The following is a 15,521-nucleotide window of genomic DNA, read 5'->3' as shown; positions in this document are numbered from 1 at the left end:
AGAAATATATCTCCCATATAAAGTGATCCTTTATATGGGACTTTGGAGATAAAAATGTCTCAACAGTTTGATCTTGTTGTCATTGGCGGTGGACCTGGTGGTTATGAGGCAGCGATCCGTGCTGCACAACTTGGTTTCAAAGTCGCTTGTATCGAAAAACGTATCCACAACGGTAAGCCATCTTTAGGTGGTACCTGTCTAAATGTGGGCTGTATCCCATCTAAAGCACTGCTTGACTCTTCCCACCGCTATGAAGCAACCGTTCACGAACTTGCTGAACATGGTATCACCACAGGTGAAGTTAAATTTGATCTAGACACTTTGTTGGCACGTAAAGACAAGGTTGTAGATCAATTGACGGGTGGTGTTGCTCAATTACTGAAAGGTAATGGTATCGAGTGGTTACAAGGTACTGGAAAATTACTTGCAGGTAAAAAAGTAGAATTCACACCGTTTGAAGGTGATGTACAGGTTTTAGAACCGAAGTACGTGATCCTTGCAACGGGTTCTGTACCTGTCAATATTCCAGTCGCTCCTGTTGATGAAGACTTAATTGTTGATTCGACTGGCGCGTTGAAATTCGCAGAAGTTCCTAAGCGTCTTGGTGTGATCGGTGCAGGTGTGATCGGTCTAGAACTTGGTTCAGTATGGCGTCGTCTTGGTTCAGAAGTTGTTGTGTTTGAAGCATTAGATGCGTTCTTACCAATGGCTGATAAAGCATTGGCGAAGGAATATCAAAAAATCTTGAAGAAACAAGGTTTGGATATCCGTATCGGTGCCAAAGTTTCTGGTGCTGAAACCAATGGTCGCGAAGTTACGGTTAAATATAACCAAGCTGGCGAAGACAAAGAACAGGTTTTTGATAAATTAATCGTTTGTGTTGGCCGTAAAGCGTATGCGGAAGGTTTATTGGCAGAAGATTCTGGCATTAAATTGACTGAACGTGGTTTGGTTGATGTTAATGATCAGTGCCAAACATCTGTTGAAGGTGTTTATGCGATTGGTGACTTGGTACGCGGTCCAATGCTTGCGCATAAGGCAATGGAAGAGGGCGTAATGGCAGTTGAGCGTATTCACGGTCATGCTGCTCAAGTGAATTATGATACGATTATTAGTGTTATTTACACGCATCCAGAAGCGGCTTGGGTCGGTTTAACTGAAGAACAGGCTAAAGAAAAAGGTCACGAAGTTAAAGCAGGTCAGTTCCCATTTGCGGTAAATGGTCGTGCATTGGCTGCTGGTGATACGGCTGGTTTTGTTAAATTCGTTGCCGATGCAAAAACTGATCGTCTTTTAGGTATGCACGTTGTAGGTCCAAATGCATCTGATATCGTACACCAAGGTATGATCGCACTTGAGTTTGTATCTTCTGTTGAAGATTTACAATTGATGACTTTTGGTCACCCAACATTCTCTGAAGTTGTACATGAAGCAGCGCTTTCTGTCGATGGTCGTGCAATCCACGCCATTCAACGTAAGCGTAAGTAATGAGGGGCGGTTGATATTTCACAGATGCTTGCGACAGAGGACATTTTTTAGATGATACAAGGCATGTTTTGCGAAGCTTAGTAATCTAAGTAAGTAAAACATAACGCAGTAGCAGCAAAAAATGTCACTGTCCCAAAGGGTTATGGCTAAAACATCCACAAGCTTCGTTATGAAACTTGACAAGGGAGTCGCCATTGCCTGCGTTTCCTGCCTTGCTTGTGTCGTTTTAGCCGATAACGCAAGCATGGTTGAAATGTCAACCGACCCTCTGAGTGTGGTTCGCCACACTTTTTTTGAATGATGATGATTGGTTTTATAAGGCAATCATTTACTCAATATGTAGCAGTCTGGTTTTAAGAATATTAAGGCTGTATCACAATAAACAACATAGTAGGTAACTAAATGAACTTACATGAGTATCAAGCTAAAGCGTTATTAAAAAAATATGGCATGCCAGTACAAGAAGGTATTTTGGCAACAAATGCAGATGAGGCAGTTGCTGCATTTGAACAGCTTGGTGGTAAATTCGCTGTAATGAAAGCGCAAGTTCATGCTGGTGGTCGTGGTAAGGCTGGTGGTGTTAAAGTTGCAAAATCAAAAGAAGATGTAATCGAATTTGCAAACAACATCATTGGTACTCGTCTTGTAACGTATCAAACAGATGCAAATGGCCAGCCAGTGAACAGCATCATTGTTGCTGAAGACGTTTACCCAGTTGAGCGTGAGCTTTACCTGGGTGCGGTTGTAGACCGTTCTAGCCGTCGTATCACTTTCATGGCTTCTACCGAAGGCGGTGTAGAAATCGAGAAAGTTGCAGAAGAAACACCAGAAAAAATTATCAAGGTTGAAGTTGATCCACTCGTTGGCTTACAACCATTCCAGGCACGTGAAGTTGCGTTTGCTTTAGGTTTGAAAGACAAGCAAATCGGTCAATTTGTAAAAATCATGTCTGCTGCTTACCAGGCATTCGTAGAAAATGATTTTGCATTATTTGAAATTAATCCACTTTCAGTTCGTGAAAATGGCGAGATTTTATGTGTAGATGCAAAAGTTGGTATCGACTCTAATGCGCTTTATCGCTTACCTGAAGTTGCTGCTTTACGTGACAAATCGCAAGAGAATGAGCGTGAATTAAAAGCATCTGAATTTGACCTTAACTATGTTGCTTTAGAAGGTAACATCGGTTGTATGGTGAACGGTGCTGGTCTTGCAATGGCAACCATGGACATCATCAAACTTTATGGTGGTCAGCCTGCAAACTTCCTTGACGTTGGTGGCGGTGCAACCAAAGAACGCGTAATCGAAGCGTTCAAAATCATCCTTGCTGATACGTCTGTACAAGGTGTTTTAATTAACATCTTCGGTGGTATCGTACGTTGTGACATGATTGCTGAAGCGATTATTGCAGCGGTTCAGGAAGTAAACGTCACTGTACCAGTGGTTGTTCGTTTAGAAGGGAACAACGCTGAGTTAGGTGCGAAATTACTTGATGAATCTGGTTTGAAATTAATTTCTGCGAATGGTTTATCTGATGCCGCAGAAAAAGTTGTAGCTGCAGTTAAGGCGTAAGGGGAGTATCAATCATGAGCGTATTAATTAATAAAGACACTAAAGTATTGGTACAGGGTTTTACTGGTAAAAACGGTACTTTCCACTCTGCACAAGCTTTGGATTACGGTACAAAAGTTGTGGGTGGTGTGACTCCAGGGAAAGGTGGTACAACTCACCTTGACTTGCCAGTATTTAACACTATGAAAGATGCTGTACGTGAAACAAATGCTGATGCATCTGTCATCTATGTACCAGCGCCATTCGTTTTAGACTCTATCGTTGAAGCGGTTGATTCAGGTGTTGGCCTAATCGTTGTGATTACTGAAGGTGTTCCAACCATCGACATGCTAAAAGCAAAACGCTACTTGGAAACTAACGGTAACGGTACTCGTTTAGTTGGCCCTAACTGCCCAGGCGTGATCACTCCAGGTGAATGTAAGATTGGTATTATGCCTGGTCACATCCACCAACCAGGTCGTATTGGTATTATCTCACGTTCTGGTACATTGACTTATGAAGCTGTTGCTCAAACAACCAAGCTTGGTTTAGGTCAGTCTACTTGTATCGGTATCGGTGGTGACCCAATCCCAGGTATGAACCAGATTGAAGCGCTTCAATTGTTCCAGGACGATCCAGACACTGATGCAATCATTATGATCGGTGAGATTGGTGGTACAGCGGAAGAAGAAGCTGCTGAATTCATCAAATCTAACGTAACTAAACCAGTTGTAGGTTATATCGCTGGTGTAACTGCGCCTAAAGGTAAGCGTATGGGTCACGCGGGTGCGATCATTTCTGGTGGTAAAGGTACTGCTGAAGAGAAATTCGCTGCATTTGAGAAAGCAGGCATGGCTTATACTCGTAGCCCTGCGGAGCTTGGTTCAACCATGCTACAAGTTTTAAAAGAGAAAGGTTTGGCGTAATACGTTAGATTTTAATCTTAAAAAACCCCAATGAAGTCATTGGGGTTTTTTATTGTCATTTAATAAATCTCAGTTTGAGGATATTAAACACTTACTCCGCTTTTGGTTTCAACCCTTGAGTTAAACCATTAATATCACCACCCTGTAAGCCCAATTCATTCATTAAGCTATCAATTAACGGTGCTTGTGAACGGTAGCGTAGGGCGCTATTCACAACCTGATCAGACAAAGAGGTTTGGGTATTTTCAACTGTTTCACCTGATACAGAACCACCTGCAAAACCATTTAAACCATTCACCTGTAAAATCTTGATATCATCAATATTTTCCATTGGTTTAACGCTTTCACGGATAATTTCAGGTAAGTGTTTGAGCAAGGCTAAACGAATTTGCATTTCTACCTGTTCAGCAGAAAGGGTATTGGCCGCCTCATTCACTGCACGGGCACCCTCTGCATCGACTTGATATTGTTTCTCCAACGCCTGAGCAAGCAGGATTTTAGCATCCGCTTCACCTTTGGCTTTTAAACGTACTTTTTCAGCCTCGGCTTCTGCACCAATTCGTATTGCCTCGGCTTCATCAGCAGCCGCTTTTTTACCTGCATCGGCAGCAACAGTAATGGCAATTGCTTCTTTTTCAGCGGTTTGTTTAGCAGCAACCAGTTCAACCGCTTTTTGACGTTCCGCACGTTGTGTTTCACGCACAGTCACAACTTCTTCTTCGGCTTTTACTGCTTCGGCACGGGCTTTATCTGCTTGGGCTTTGGCTTCTGATTCAGCGCGGGACTTTTCTGCAATCGCAATGGCACGATCCTGCTCTGCAAGCTCAATGGTTTTCTTCTGCTCAACCTGCGCTTTTTGAATGAGCTGAGCTTTCTGGATATTCTCATTTTCCACATCACGTGCGGAAGCAATCCGTTTCAGTTCAACTTCACGTTCAGCAGCAATACGGGCTTCTTCTGCTTCACGTTTTTTAGCTGCTTCCTGCGCTGCAATTTCAGCACTTTGTTCGGCTTTACGAATTGAAATTTCACGTTCCTGTTGTAGCTTGGCATATTCCTCTTCACGAGAAATTTGTAGTCTTGCCTGTTCAGCTTGCAGATTCTTCGCACGAATCGCCAGATCAGCATCCTGTTCAATGTCGTTACGCTTTTTACGGCGGTCTTCAATGGTTTCGGTCAGCTTGGTTAAACCTTCAGCATCAAAGGCATTTTGTGGGTTAAAAAATTTAAAGCTGGTTTGATCCAAACCAGTCAATGACACCGTTTCAAGTTCCAGACCATTTTTAGACAAATCTTCTGACACCACCTGTTGAACTTTCTGCACGAAATCAACACGTTTTTCATGCAGTTCTTCCATCGCCATTTCAGCAGCAACAGCACGTAGGGAGTCAACAAACTTACCTTCAACCAAGTCTTTCAACTCTTGGGGTGACATGGTTTTACGACCTAGCGTTTGTGCCGCAGTTGCAATGGATTCACCTGTTGGTTTTACCCGAACATAGAATTCAGCCATGACATCCACCCGCATACGGTCACGGGTAATCAGCGCCTGGTCAGCAGCGCGTTTGACTTCCAGACGCAAGGTGTTCATGTTTACAGGAATAATTTCATGCAATACAGGCAGAACAATTGCCCCGCCATTTAAAATCACTTTCTCCCCACCAAAACCTGTACGTACAAAAGACACTTCCTTACTGGAACGTGTGTACAGGCGAGCAATAATAATCCCTATAAAAATCAGTGCCGCAAAAATAACACCTGTAATAATTAAAATTTCAGTCAATGCTGAATTAAACATTTAAATGCCCTCGTATCATCAATATAAAAATTAAATCGAAATTGCCTGAAAACCAATCTTGGTTCTCTGCGTCAAAATAACCTCTTGTCCTTGCTGAAAAACAATGTCGAGTTCTGGTTCAACCAAAACATAATGGGTTTGACCAAACTGGTCTTTCACTTTGGCCTGTGCAGGGGAGTTGGGTTTGGCATCCCCTAAAATGATTTGGGCTGTCCTACCGATCAGGTCTTCACTATAAATAACCGTGGTTTCATCTTTGGGAATAATCCTGGCGATGAGTGCAGCACTGATACGTACGACAGGCATACACAGAAACACACAGGCAGGTGCAATAATCCATGCAGACAGGTAATGTTCGGTTAGGTGGAAGAAGATATCCTGAATGATCAGGCCCGTTAGTGCATATACAGTTAAGAAAATAATGAGCCAGATCAGTAAGGGAACCTTGCCTAAATACAGCCATTCCAATAACTGGGTAAAGAGATTCTCTGGATGATCCACTCCGACATCGGCATGGTCTACATCGGTGAGGCTATCTGGTAAAAACTGTTCGAGAAAACTTGAGCTACCCCCAAACAGCAGCAAGATGAATTCAAGTACGCCAATAAACAGGCATAGCATTAACGAAATGCTAAAAACAATATTTGAAGGATGTGTTAATAAATCCCATATCATCACTATTACTCTTATTTCTTGTGGAGATAATTAATAAAATTTTTATAAAAATAAATCAGTTATAAGAGTAAATGTAATGAGTATTAAATTCAACCTAAATTCATGCCAATTCAGCCTTATGGGGATTATTTCACTGTGGAGTATATTCCTGTAAAAAGGTAGGATTTTTTAGGCGAAAAAAAACGCAATGATTGGGGTTGTCATTGCGTTGAACAACGAATCTGTTAAAAAACAGTTCCGATGAAAAGGAGAAATGTCATAAGATTAGTTTTCTCTAATCTACGTAGCTATAATATAAAAAAACTTGACTAAGTTCATAGGTATTCATGTTACCTACTGTTAATAGATGTTAATAAGTGACGAAAATTGTTAGGTGTGAATTTTATTGAGTAGTTCCTAAATTAGACTTAAATCAGTAGTTTATCATAAAAAGCCCAGAAATATGGGCTTTTTTATGGTAAAAGTAACGTAAATTAAAATTTAAATAAACCCAAGCCCGCTTTTACTTCATCCAAAGTTTGTTGGGTAATGTCACGGCATTTCTCAGTGCCTTGCTTGAGTATGTCCATGATGTAGTCAGGGTCTTTTTCCAGTTCTGCACGACGTTCACGAATAGGAGTAATCAATTCTTTCAACACACCCTCCAAACGTTTTTTAACTGTTCCATCACCTAAACCGCCACGACGGTAATGCGCCTTGAGTTCCTCAACCTCTTCCTTGTTTGGATCAAAGGCATCCAGATAGGTAAATACAATATTACCCTCAACCTGACCTGGGTCTTCAATACGCAAGTGATTTGGGTCGGTATACATGGCATTGACCGCTTTCTTGATGTCTTTATCTGAAGCGTTTAAGACAATGGTGTTGCCCAATGACTTAGACATTTTGGCTTTGCCATCAAAACCTGGCAAACGTCCCATATTGGATAACAGCGCCTTACATTCAGGTAATAAATCCTGTCCGATTTGACGGTTGATACGGCGCACGATTTCATTGGTTTGTTCAATCATTGGAATCTGGTCTTCACCCACAGGCACCACAGTTGCCTTGAATGCGGTGATGTCTGCCGCCTGAGCTACTGGATAACATAGGAAACCTGCTGGGATGTCACGTTCAAAACCACGCATCTGGATTTCTGACTTGATCGTTGGATTACGTTCCAGACGTGCCACAGTGACAAAGTTAAGGTAAAGCATGGTGAGTTCGTTCAGGGCAGGCAAACAGGACTGCACACAAATGGTTGTTTTGGTTGGATCAATACCCACTGCCAGATAATCGAGTGCCACTTGTAGGATGTTGTTGCGAACTTTATCTGGATTATCGGCATTGTCAGTCAGGGCCTGTGCATCGGCCAGTAAAAGATGCTGATGATGGCTGTCCTGTAGGCCTACACGAGAGCGTAATGAACCAACAAAGTGTCCAAGATGAAGTTGTCCAGTAGGGCGGTCGCCTGTCAAAATTATTGGACGTTGATCAGCATTGCTCATGATATGTTCCAAGATTCAGTCATTTGATAAATATTTAATGCAGCATATTGTACGGTATATTGCGGGAATGCGGGTAATCTCTGTAAAACATGCCTACAAAAAATACGCAAAGAATTTTCAATAGATAAATATAAAAATGGCTTTAATCCACTTTACAATAGCCGCATAAATACAAACTAGGACATAAAAATGGCGAGTGGTTTATTATTACTGCTGGATGATATTGCGACAGTTTTAGATGATGTTGCTGTGATGAGTAAAATGGCAGCCAAAAAAACTGCTGGGGTATTGGGGGATGACCTGGCGTTGAATGCCCAGCAAGTAAGTGGGGTGCGTTCTGACCGTGAATTGCCAGTGGTCTGGAGTGTCGCCAAAGGCTCTTTTGTGAATAAGTTGATTCTTGTTCCACTGGCACTTTTAATCAGTGTGGTTGCGCCGTGGTTGATTAATCCATTGCTGATGATTGGTGGCCTATTCCTGTGTTATGAGGGTGTAGAAAAAGTTGTGCATATGCTGTACCACAAAAAAGCCAAGACAGCCGAAGAGGCGAGTGAAAACCTGCAACAGGTTGAAGTTGATCTGGTCAAGTTTGAAAAAGAAAAAGTGAAAGGTGCGATTCGTACCGATTTTATTTTATCCGCTGAAATTGTGGTAATTTCGTTAGGTACAGTTGCAACAGCAGCATTTATGACTAAAGTGACTGTATTAAGTATCATTGCCATTGTGATGACCATTGGCGTATATGGCTTTGTTGCCATGATCGTCAAGATTGATGATCTAGGGTTATATTTAACACAACAGGCATCTGAATTTAAAAATAAGATTGGGCGTGGTTTGCTGGCCTTTGCCCCTGTGTTGATGAAAACACTCTCCATTGTTGGAACGGTTGCAATGTTCTTGGTTGGTGGTGGCATTATTAGCCATACCATTCCATTGCTGCATCATTTTACTGAAGAAACGGTAGACCATTTGGAACTGATTCCAAGCGTTGGTTCAATTATGGGCGCATTGACACCGACCTTGATTAATTTGGGTATTGGTCTGGTTGCAGGTGCCATTGTACTGATCATTGTTGGGCTGATTCAAAAAGTGTGGTCAAAGGCTTCGGCTTAAATCTTGGACAATATAATCATGTGAGGTCACTATGCGCTGGAAAGGTCGTCGAATCAGTACCAATGTTGAAGACCGTCGTGGTGGCGGGGCAAAAGCAGGCGGCATCAGTATACTGGGGCTTATTGTTGCTTTTGTTGCATGGAAGTTTTTTGGGGTTGACCCCCAACAGGCTTATCAGGCGACCCAGGCTGTGACCAGTGCGCAATCCTCACAGGGCAGTGCGCCACAAAGCCTGACTGCCGACCAGAAAGAAGCCAGCAATTTTGTCGGAACTATTCTGGCAGATACAGAAGATACCTGGACTCCTATCTTTCAACAGTTGGGCATGTCCTATAAGCCACCAAGATTGGTGCTGTTTAATGGTGTGGTGCGCTCTGGTTGCGGTACGGCCCAGGCTGCAATGGGACCGTTTTATTGTCCAGCAGACCAAAAAGTCTATATTGATACCTCATTCTTTAAAGAAATGCGCCAGCAAATGGGCATCTCTGGAGAACAGAACCAAACAGAACTTTCCCGTCAGGATCAGGCGGGTGACTTTGCTCAGGCCTATGTGATTGCACATGAAGTTGGACATCATATTCAAAATCTGTTGGGCATTTCCTCTCAGGTGCAGCAGGCACGTTCACAAATGAGTCAGACACAGGGCAACCAGCTTTCAGTACGTTTGGAATTGCAGGCGGATTGTTTTGCAGGAATCTGGGCACATCAGAACCAGCAGCGTACACAATTTCTAGAGCAGGGTGATATCGAGGAAGCGATGGATGCTGCCCAAAAGATTGGTGATGACTATTTGCAGAAACGTGCCACAGGACAGGTTGTTCCTGACAGTTTCACACATGGTACCAGTGAGCAGCGTATGCATTGGTTCCAGTTGGGACTGAAATCGGGGGATATCAATCAGTGTGATACCTTTAAGTAGCTTAAAGGTATTTCATCCTTATTTAAAAAGATAAATTGTAAATGAATGGGGTTGGGTCATTGTTAGAGACTTTAGGCAAGTGTGTTGATATGTTTGTATTGTGATATGAATAAAATGAAAAACTTATAGATAAAATCCTTTCAAAATTCAGTTATTATGACTGACTTGGCAGCTTGAAATACATAATTGAATTTAAGTTATAAATTTTGAACGAGATACTTTCGTGTATGCGATTGATATAAATAAAGAGGTGTTATGGGCAATTTCTTTCTTCTGCAAGCATTAACCGTTATTTTTGCACTTTCCATCGCCACCACCATTTTTAATAAACGAATACTTGGCTTTCCACAGGCGATAGGGGTACCGATTGTTTCGGCAATTTTCGTTTTTATCTTGCAATGGGGTGCAAGCTTACTCAATGGTAACCAGTTTATTACCATTAATATTCACAATATTGAATCTGCTGTCCGTGAAATTGATTTTTATGACTTTTTAATCAATGGTGTCATTTGTTTCATTCTAACCTCCTCTGCATTAAAGTTTAAGATTTCTGATTTACGCAACTACTGGAAGCCAATTGGTATTCTGGCAACAATCGCCTTGGTGTTATGTGCTGGATTTTATGCGGGATTACTGTATTTATTTCAATGGGCTGTTGGATATCCAGTACCAATTGAAGTTTTATTATTATTAGGCGCGGCTTTAGGTGCAACTGACCCAATTGGTGTTAAGGGGGTATTAAGTTCGATTAAAGCACCACATCACTTAATGGTAAAACTGGAGGGTGAATCTCTATTTAATGATGCGATGTGTATTGCATTATTCATGACCTTATTAAAGGTTCTACAAGGTGCTCATTTTTCACTGATTTCAACAATTGAAACCTTGTTATATGAAATTCTTGTCGCGGTTATTATTGGTTTTGGCTTTGGTTTGGCAATCTTGCGTTTATTACGTGGTAAACATGAGATGGAGTCACTCATTTTAACCACTGCATTATTGGCTAGTGGTTCATATTTGGTGGCTTTATTCGCCCATGCCTCCGCTCCGATCGCCTGTGTTATTGGAGGTTTGATCGTCGGTAATAAATGGCAGGAATTTAGGGAAGAGCAGGAGATTCAGGAAGTTAATCATTTTTGGCATACCGTTGAAGGGATTATTAACTCTTTCTTGTTTACCTTAATTGGTTTGGAATTGTTTATTCTGGATTTAAGTGCCAATTTAATTATTGGCGGTATTATTGCCTTTTTAATCCTGCACTTATCTCGTTTCGCAGCAAACTTCTCAGCTTTTGCATTATTCCCATCTTTCCGCAAAAAAAGCTACAACGGCAGTTTAACCATTCTCTCATGGGGTGGGGTACGTGGTGGGATCTCCCTGGCATTAATCCTTGCTGTTGCAAATGTTCCTCAGTTGAGTCCCTATAGTAGTATCCTGATTGGTTATACCTTTATTAGTGTACTGCTTTCAGGTGTTGTTTGTGGATTGGGTTTACCCGCTGTAATGAATGCATTTTATTTTAATCCAAATGAAGAAACTCAAGGACTTAAAGGTGTTTATCAACGCCTATGTAATAAGATGAACCGCCGTGGGTTTAAATATATTGTGGGTGAGGATGCCTTGGGTCGGGAAACATTGACGATTTATAATCCTGAAATTTTACTGGATAAGAAATCGGATGATGGTGTGGCAACTGTACATCATCCTAATAAACGTGAAGAAGTGAAACGTTTAGAAAATCCTGATAATTTTTAATATTATATTCTCTGTTGAGTAAATATCATTATGTATGTTTGCTCATTATATCTTTAAATTAAGCATCCATTTAATTGGGTGCTTTTTTAATTTGATTTAATACTGTTTTTATTACTATTGCTGTATAAATGTAACTAAAAAAAATAAATAATAATTTGGATAATAAAAAAATTATTTAAAAACATAAAATTAAATCTCATTTTTTACAATGTGTTTTTTGCACATTATTTTGATTTTATGTGATGTATTTAACATTTTTTTGAATTGTTTTAGAGTGGAGTTGATAACTCTATCACAAGCAAAAACAGAATAACTCAAACCAAAACTCAATAAAATGATTGATAAACGGTTGAAAACAAATAAATTATAATGAGGAATAATATCATGTCTGAGATACAAATTATTTCCAAGGAAAACCATAAAACGCTTTTAAATACAACGGATAACATTACTAAACTATCCTCGTCTGAACCAGTCGTTGTATTACTAAAAGTAGAGATTAACGATATCGCTCAAGTAAAAAGAGATGGTTCAAACGCGGTTGTACTATTAAAAAATGGAGAAATTATTGTTATTCAAAATTTCTTTGATAATGGTGGAGCAACGGAAAATAGTCTTGTACTTCAGGGTGACGATAATCAATTATTATGGGCCCAGTTTAAGGATTTAGAAAATGAGGCCGATGCGGATGCTGACGCAGATGCCGACGCGGATGCAGATGCAGACTCCGATGTGGCGGCAGATAATTTTGATGATGAAAATGCGGTTTTTCTAGAAGAACTTCCAGCGATTGTGCCTGCTTTGGCTGAGTCTGCGGTATTGCAACCAATAGCAGCCGTAGCACCAGCATTGACAGGTGCCGCAGCATCGGCGGGGTTAAGTTCCGCTGCATTGTGGGGAGGGGCACTGGTTGCGGGTGGTGCGATTGCCGCCGCTGGTGGAGGTGGTTCGGGATCTAATAATAACAATGAAGCCGACACGACACCTCCAGTCGCAAACATTACGATTGATGAAGCCACAGGTAAAGTTACGATTACATTTAGTGAGCCTGTACAGGGATTTGATCCAAGTGATGTGGTGGTAACAGGCGGCACAATTACAGGCTTGACTCAACAACCTGACGGTAGCTGGACAGGTACCGTGGTTGCTAACGGAAATCCAGGGACCACTGGCAGTGTAACAGTCAGTATTCCAGATGGTAGTTTTACTGATCTAACAGGTAATGCTGGTATTGGTGATAGTGCAACAGCCACTGTCCCAACAAATGATAACGACTCTGATTCCGACAGCGACTCAGACAGCGATTCGGACTCAGACAGCGACTCCGATTCTGACAGTGACTCCGACTCTGACAGTGACTCCGATTCAGATAGCGACTCCGATTCTGACTCAGACAGTGACTCAGATTCAGACAGTGACTCCGACTCAGATTCCGATAGCGACTCTGACAGTGATTCAGATTCCGACAGCGACTCCGACTCAGATAGCGACAGCGACTCCGATTCCGACAGCGATTCAGATTCCGACAGTGACTCCGACAGCGACTCCGATTCTGACAGTGACTCCGATTCAGATTCCGATAGCGACTCTGACAGTGATTCAGATTCCGACAGCGACTCTGATTCAGATAGCGACAGCGACTCTGATTCAGATAGCGACAGCGACTCCGACTCAGACAGCGACTCCGATTCCGACAGCGACTCTGACTCAGATAGCGACAGTGACTCCGACTCAGACAGCGACTCTGACAGTGATTCAGACTCCGACAGTGACTCCGATTCCGACAGCGACTCCGACTCAGACAGCGACTCTGACTCAGATAGCGACAGTGACTCTGACTCCGACAGTGACTCTGACTCAGACAGTGACTCTGATTCCGACAGTGACTCTGACTCAGATAGCGACAGTGACTCTGACTCAGACAGCGACTCCGATTCCGACAGTGACTCTGATTCCGACAGCGACTCCGACTCAGACAGCGACTCCGATTCTGACAGTGATTCCGATAGCGACAGCGACTCCGACTCAGATAGCGACTCCGATTCTGACTCTGACAGTGATTCCGATTCAGATTCCGACAGTGACTCAGACTCTGACAGTGATTCAGACTCCGACAGCGATTCAGACTCTGACAGCGACAGCGACAGCGACAGTGACTCTGACTCAGACAGTGACTCTGATTCCGACAGCGACTCCGACTCAGACAGTGACTCTGACTCCGACAGCGATTCCGATTCTGACAGTGACTCCGACTCAGACAGTGACTCAGATTCAGACAGTGACTCAGATAGCGACTCCGATTCAGACAGTGATTCAGATTCCGACAGTGACTCCGACTCAGACAGTGACTCTGATAGCGACTCAGATTCAGATAGCGACAGTGACTCAGATTCAGACAGTGACTCCGATTCAGACAGTGACTCCGATTCAGACAGTGACTCAGACTCTGACAGTGACTCCGACTCAGACAGTGATTCAGATTCTGACAGCGACTCCGATTCCGACAGTGACTCCGATTCCGACAGCGACTCAGACTCCGACAGTGACTCTGATTCAGATAGCGACTCAGACTCCGACAGTGACTCCGACTCAGATAGCGACTCTGACTCAGATAGCGACTCTGATTCCGACAGCGACAGTGACTCCGACAGCGACAGTGACTCCGACAGTGATTCTGACTCCGACAGTGATTCTGACTCCGACAGCGACTCCGACTCTGACAGTGACTCCGACAGCGACTCCGATTCTGACAGTGACTCCGATTCTGACAGTGATTCAGACTCAGATAGCGACAGCGACTCTGATTCAGACTCAGATTCCGACTCTGACAGTGACTCCGATTCCGACAGCGACTCCGATTCTGACAGCGACTCCGATTCAGACAGTGACTCTGATTCCGACAGCGACTCCGATTCAGACAGCGACAGTGACTCCGACTCTGACAGTGATTCCGACTCCGACAGTGACTCAGACTCTGACAGCGACTCAGATTCCGACAGTGATTCAGATTCAGACTCAGACAGCGATTCAGACAGCGACAGCGACTCCGACAGTGACTCTGATTCAGACAGTGATTCAGACTCCGACAGCGACTCCGACTCTGACAGTGATTCCGACTCCGACAGCGATTCCGATTCAGACAGCGACTCTGACTCTGACAGCGATTCCGATTCTGACAGTGACTCTGACTCAGATAGCGACAGTGATTCAGACTCAGACAGCGACTCCGATTCTGACAGTGACTCTGATAGCGACTCCGATTCCGACAGTGACTCCGACTCTGACAGCGACTCCGACTCCGACAGTGACTCAGACTCCGACAGTGACTCAGACTCCGACAGTGACTCCGATACCGACAGTGATTCAGACTCCGACAGTGATTCCGATTCTGACAGTGACTCCGATTCCGACAGCGACTCTGACTCTGACAGCGATTCAGATAGCGACAGCGACTCTGACTCAGACAGTGACTCCGATTCTGACAGTGACTCCGATTCTGACAGTGATTCAGACTCAGATAGCGACTCAGACTCAGACAGCGATTCCGATAGCGACTCCGATTCTGACAGTGACTCCGACTCTGACAGTGACTCTGATAGCGACTCCGATTCCGACAGCGACTCTGACTCAGACAGCGACTCCGATTCTGACAGTGACTCTGACTCAGACAGCGACTCCGATTCAGACAGCGACAGCGACTCTGACAGCGACTCCGATTCCGACAGCGATTCAGACTCCGACAGCGACTCAGACTCTGACAGCGACAGTGATTCAGACTCTGACAGTGACTCTGACTCAGACAGCGACTCCGA

General features: G+C 43.2%; 10 protein-coding genes and 2 pseudogenes. 8 read left to right on the top strand and 4 right to left on the bottom strand.

Features of this window, described 5'->3' with window-relative positions; all coding sequences use genetic code 11:
* The first annotated feature begins 54 nt into the window (after window positions 1-54).
* The 3 genes from lpdA (at window position 55) to sucD (ending at window position 3,962) form a co-directional block, all read left to right on the top strand.
* The gene (gene lpdA, locus QTA56_RS17585) at window positions 55-1,488 is read left to right on the top strand and encodes a dihydrolipoyl dehydrogenase (protein WP_267982229.1); all 1,434 of its coding nucleotides are present in this window, start codon (window positions 55-57) and stop codon (window positions 1,486-1,488) included.
* 402 nt (window positions 1,489-1,890) lie between these two features.
* Window positions 1,891-3,057: an ADP-forming succinate--CoA ligase subunit beta gene (gene sucC / locus QTA56_RS17580; RefSeq protein WP_004674927.1), complete on the top strand. Its 1,167-nt coding sequence runs from the start codon at window positions 1,891-1,893 to the stop codon at window positions 3,055-3,057.
* Window positions 3,058-3,071: 14 nt separating this feature from the next.
* The gene (sucD, locus tag QTA56_RS17575) at window positions 3,072-3,962 is read left to right on the top strand and encodes a succinate--CoA ligase subunit alpha (RefSeq protein ID WP_267982228.1); all 891 of its coding nucleotides are present in this window, start codon (window positions 3,072-3,074) and stop codon (window positions 3,960-3,962) included.
* A 91-nt stretch (window positions 3,963-4,053) separates the two neighbouring features.
* Here sucD and QTA56_RS17570 read toward each other — a convergent pair whose 3' ends face one another.
* The 3 genes from QTA56_RS17570 to trpS all read right to left on the bottom strand — a co-directional run bounded on the left by QTA56_RS17570 (window position 4,054) and on the right by trpS (window position 7,922).
* Window positions 4,054-5,760: a flotillin family protein gene (locus QTA56_RS17570; RefSeq protein WP_267982227.1), complete on the bottom strand. Its 1,707-nt coding sequence runs from the start codon at window positions 5,758-5,760 to the stop codon at window positions 4,054-4,056.
* Between the two features lie 30 nt (window positions 5,761-5,790).
* Window positions 5,791-6,435 carry a YqiJ family protein gene (locus QTA56_RS17565; protein ID WP_267982226.1) on the bottom strand — a complete coding sequence of 215 codons (645 nt, stop codon included), beginning with the start codon at window positions 6,433-6,435 and terminating at the stop codon, window positions 5,791-5,793.
* Between the two features lie 473 nt (window positions 6,436-6,908).
* Window positions 6,909-7,922 (bottom strand): tryptophan--tRNA ligase, encoded by a 1,014-nt coding sequence (gene trpS / locus QTA56_RS17560; RefSeq protein ID WP_262450451.1) that lies wholly within the window; start codon window positions 7,920-7,922, stop codon window positions 6,909-6,911.
* 189 nt (window positions 7,923-8,111) lie between these two features.
* On the opposite strand from trpS, the gene QTA56_RS17555 reads away from it, so the two are divergent.
* The 4 genes and pseudogenes from QTA56_RS17555 to QTA56_RS18290 form a co-directional block, all read left to right on the top strand.
* Window positions 8,112-9,035: a DUF808 domain-containing protein gene (locus QTA56_RS17555; RefSeq protein ID WP_267982225.1), complete on the top strand. Its 924-nt coding sequence runs from the start codon at window positions 8,112-8,114 to the stop codon at window positions 9,033-9,035.
* Between the two features lie 31 nt (window positions 9,036-9,066).
* Window positions 9,067-9,954: a KPN_02809 family neutral zinc metallopeptidase gene (gene ypfJ / locus QTA56_RS17550; protein ID WP_267982224.1), complete on the top strand. Its 888-nt coding sequence runs from the start codon at window positions 9,067-9,069 to the stop codon at window positions 9,952-9,954.
* Window positions 9,955-10,209: 255 nt separating this feature from the next.
* A complete protein-coding gene (locus QTA56_RS17545) occupies window positions 10,210-11,709 on the top strand; it encodes a cation:proton antiporter (protein WP_267982223.1) in 1,500 nt (499 codons plus the stop codon).
* Window positions 11,710-12,078: 369 nt separating this feature from the next.
* Window positions 12,079-12,345, top strand: a pseudogene (locus QTA56_RS18290) (BapA/Bap/LapF family prefix-like domain-containing protein); the annotation flags it as partial.
* Between the two features lie 2 nt (window positions 12,346-12,347).
* Here the strand turns inward: QTA56_RS18290 and QTA56_RS17540 are convergent.
* On the bottom strand, window positions 12,348-12,689 hold the full coding sequence (locus QTA56_RS17540) for a hypothetical protein (protein ID WP_267982222.1): 342 nt from the start codon (window positions 12,687-12,689) through the stop codon (window positions 12,348-12,350).
* Between the two features lie 260 nt (window positions 12,690-12,949).
* Between QTA56_RS17540 and QTA56_RS17535 the strand changes: the two are divergent.
* Window positions 12,950-15,521, top strand: a pseudogene (locus QTA56_RS17535) (hypothetical protein); the annotation flags it as partial.

The sequence above is a fragment of the Acinetobacter thutiue genome (genome assembly GCF_030385805.1).
Lineage (GTDB): Bacteria > Pseudomonadota > Gammaproteobacteria > Pseudomonadales > Moraxellaceae > Acinetobacter > Acinetobacter corruptisaponis.
This window is presented reverse-complemented; position numbering and strand designations above follow the sequence as displayed.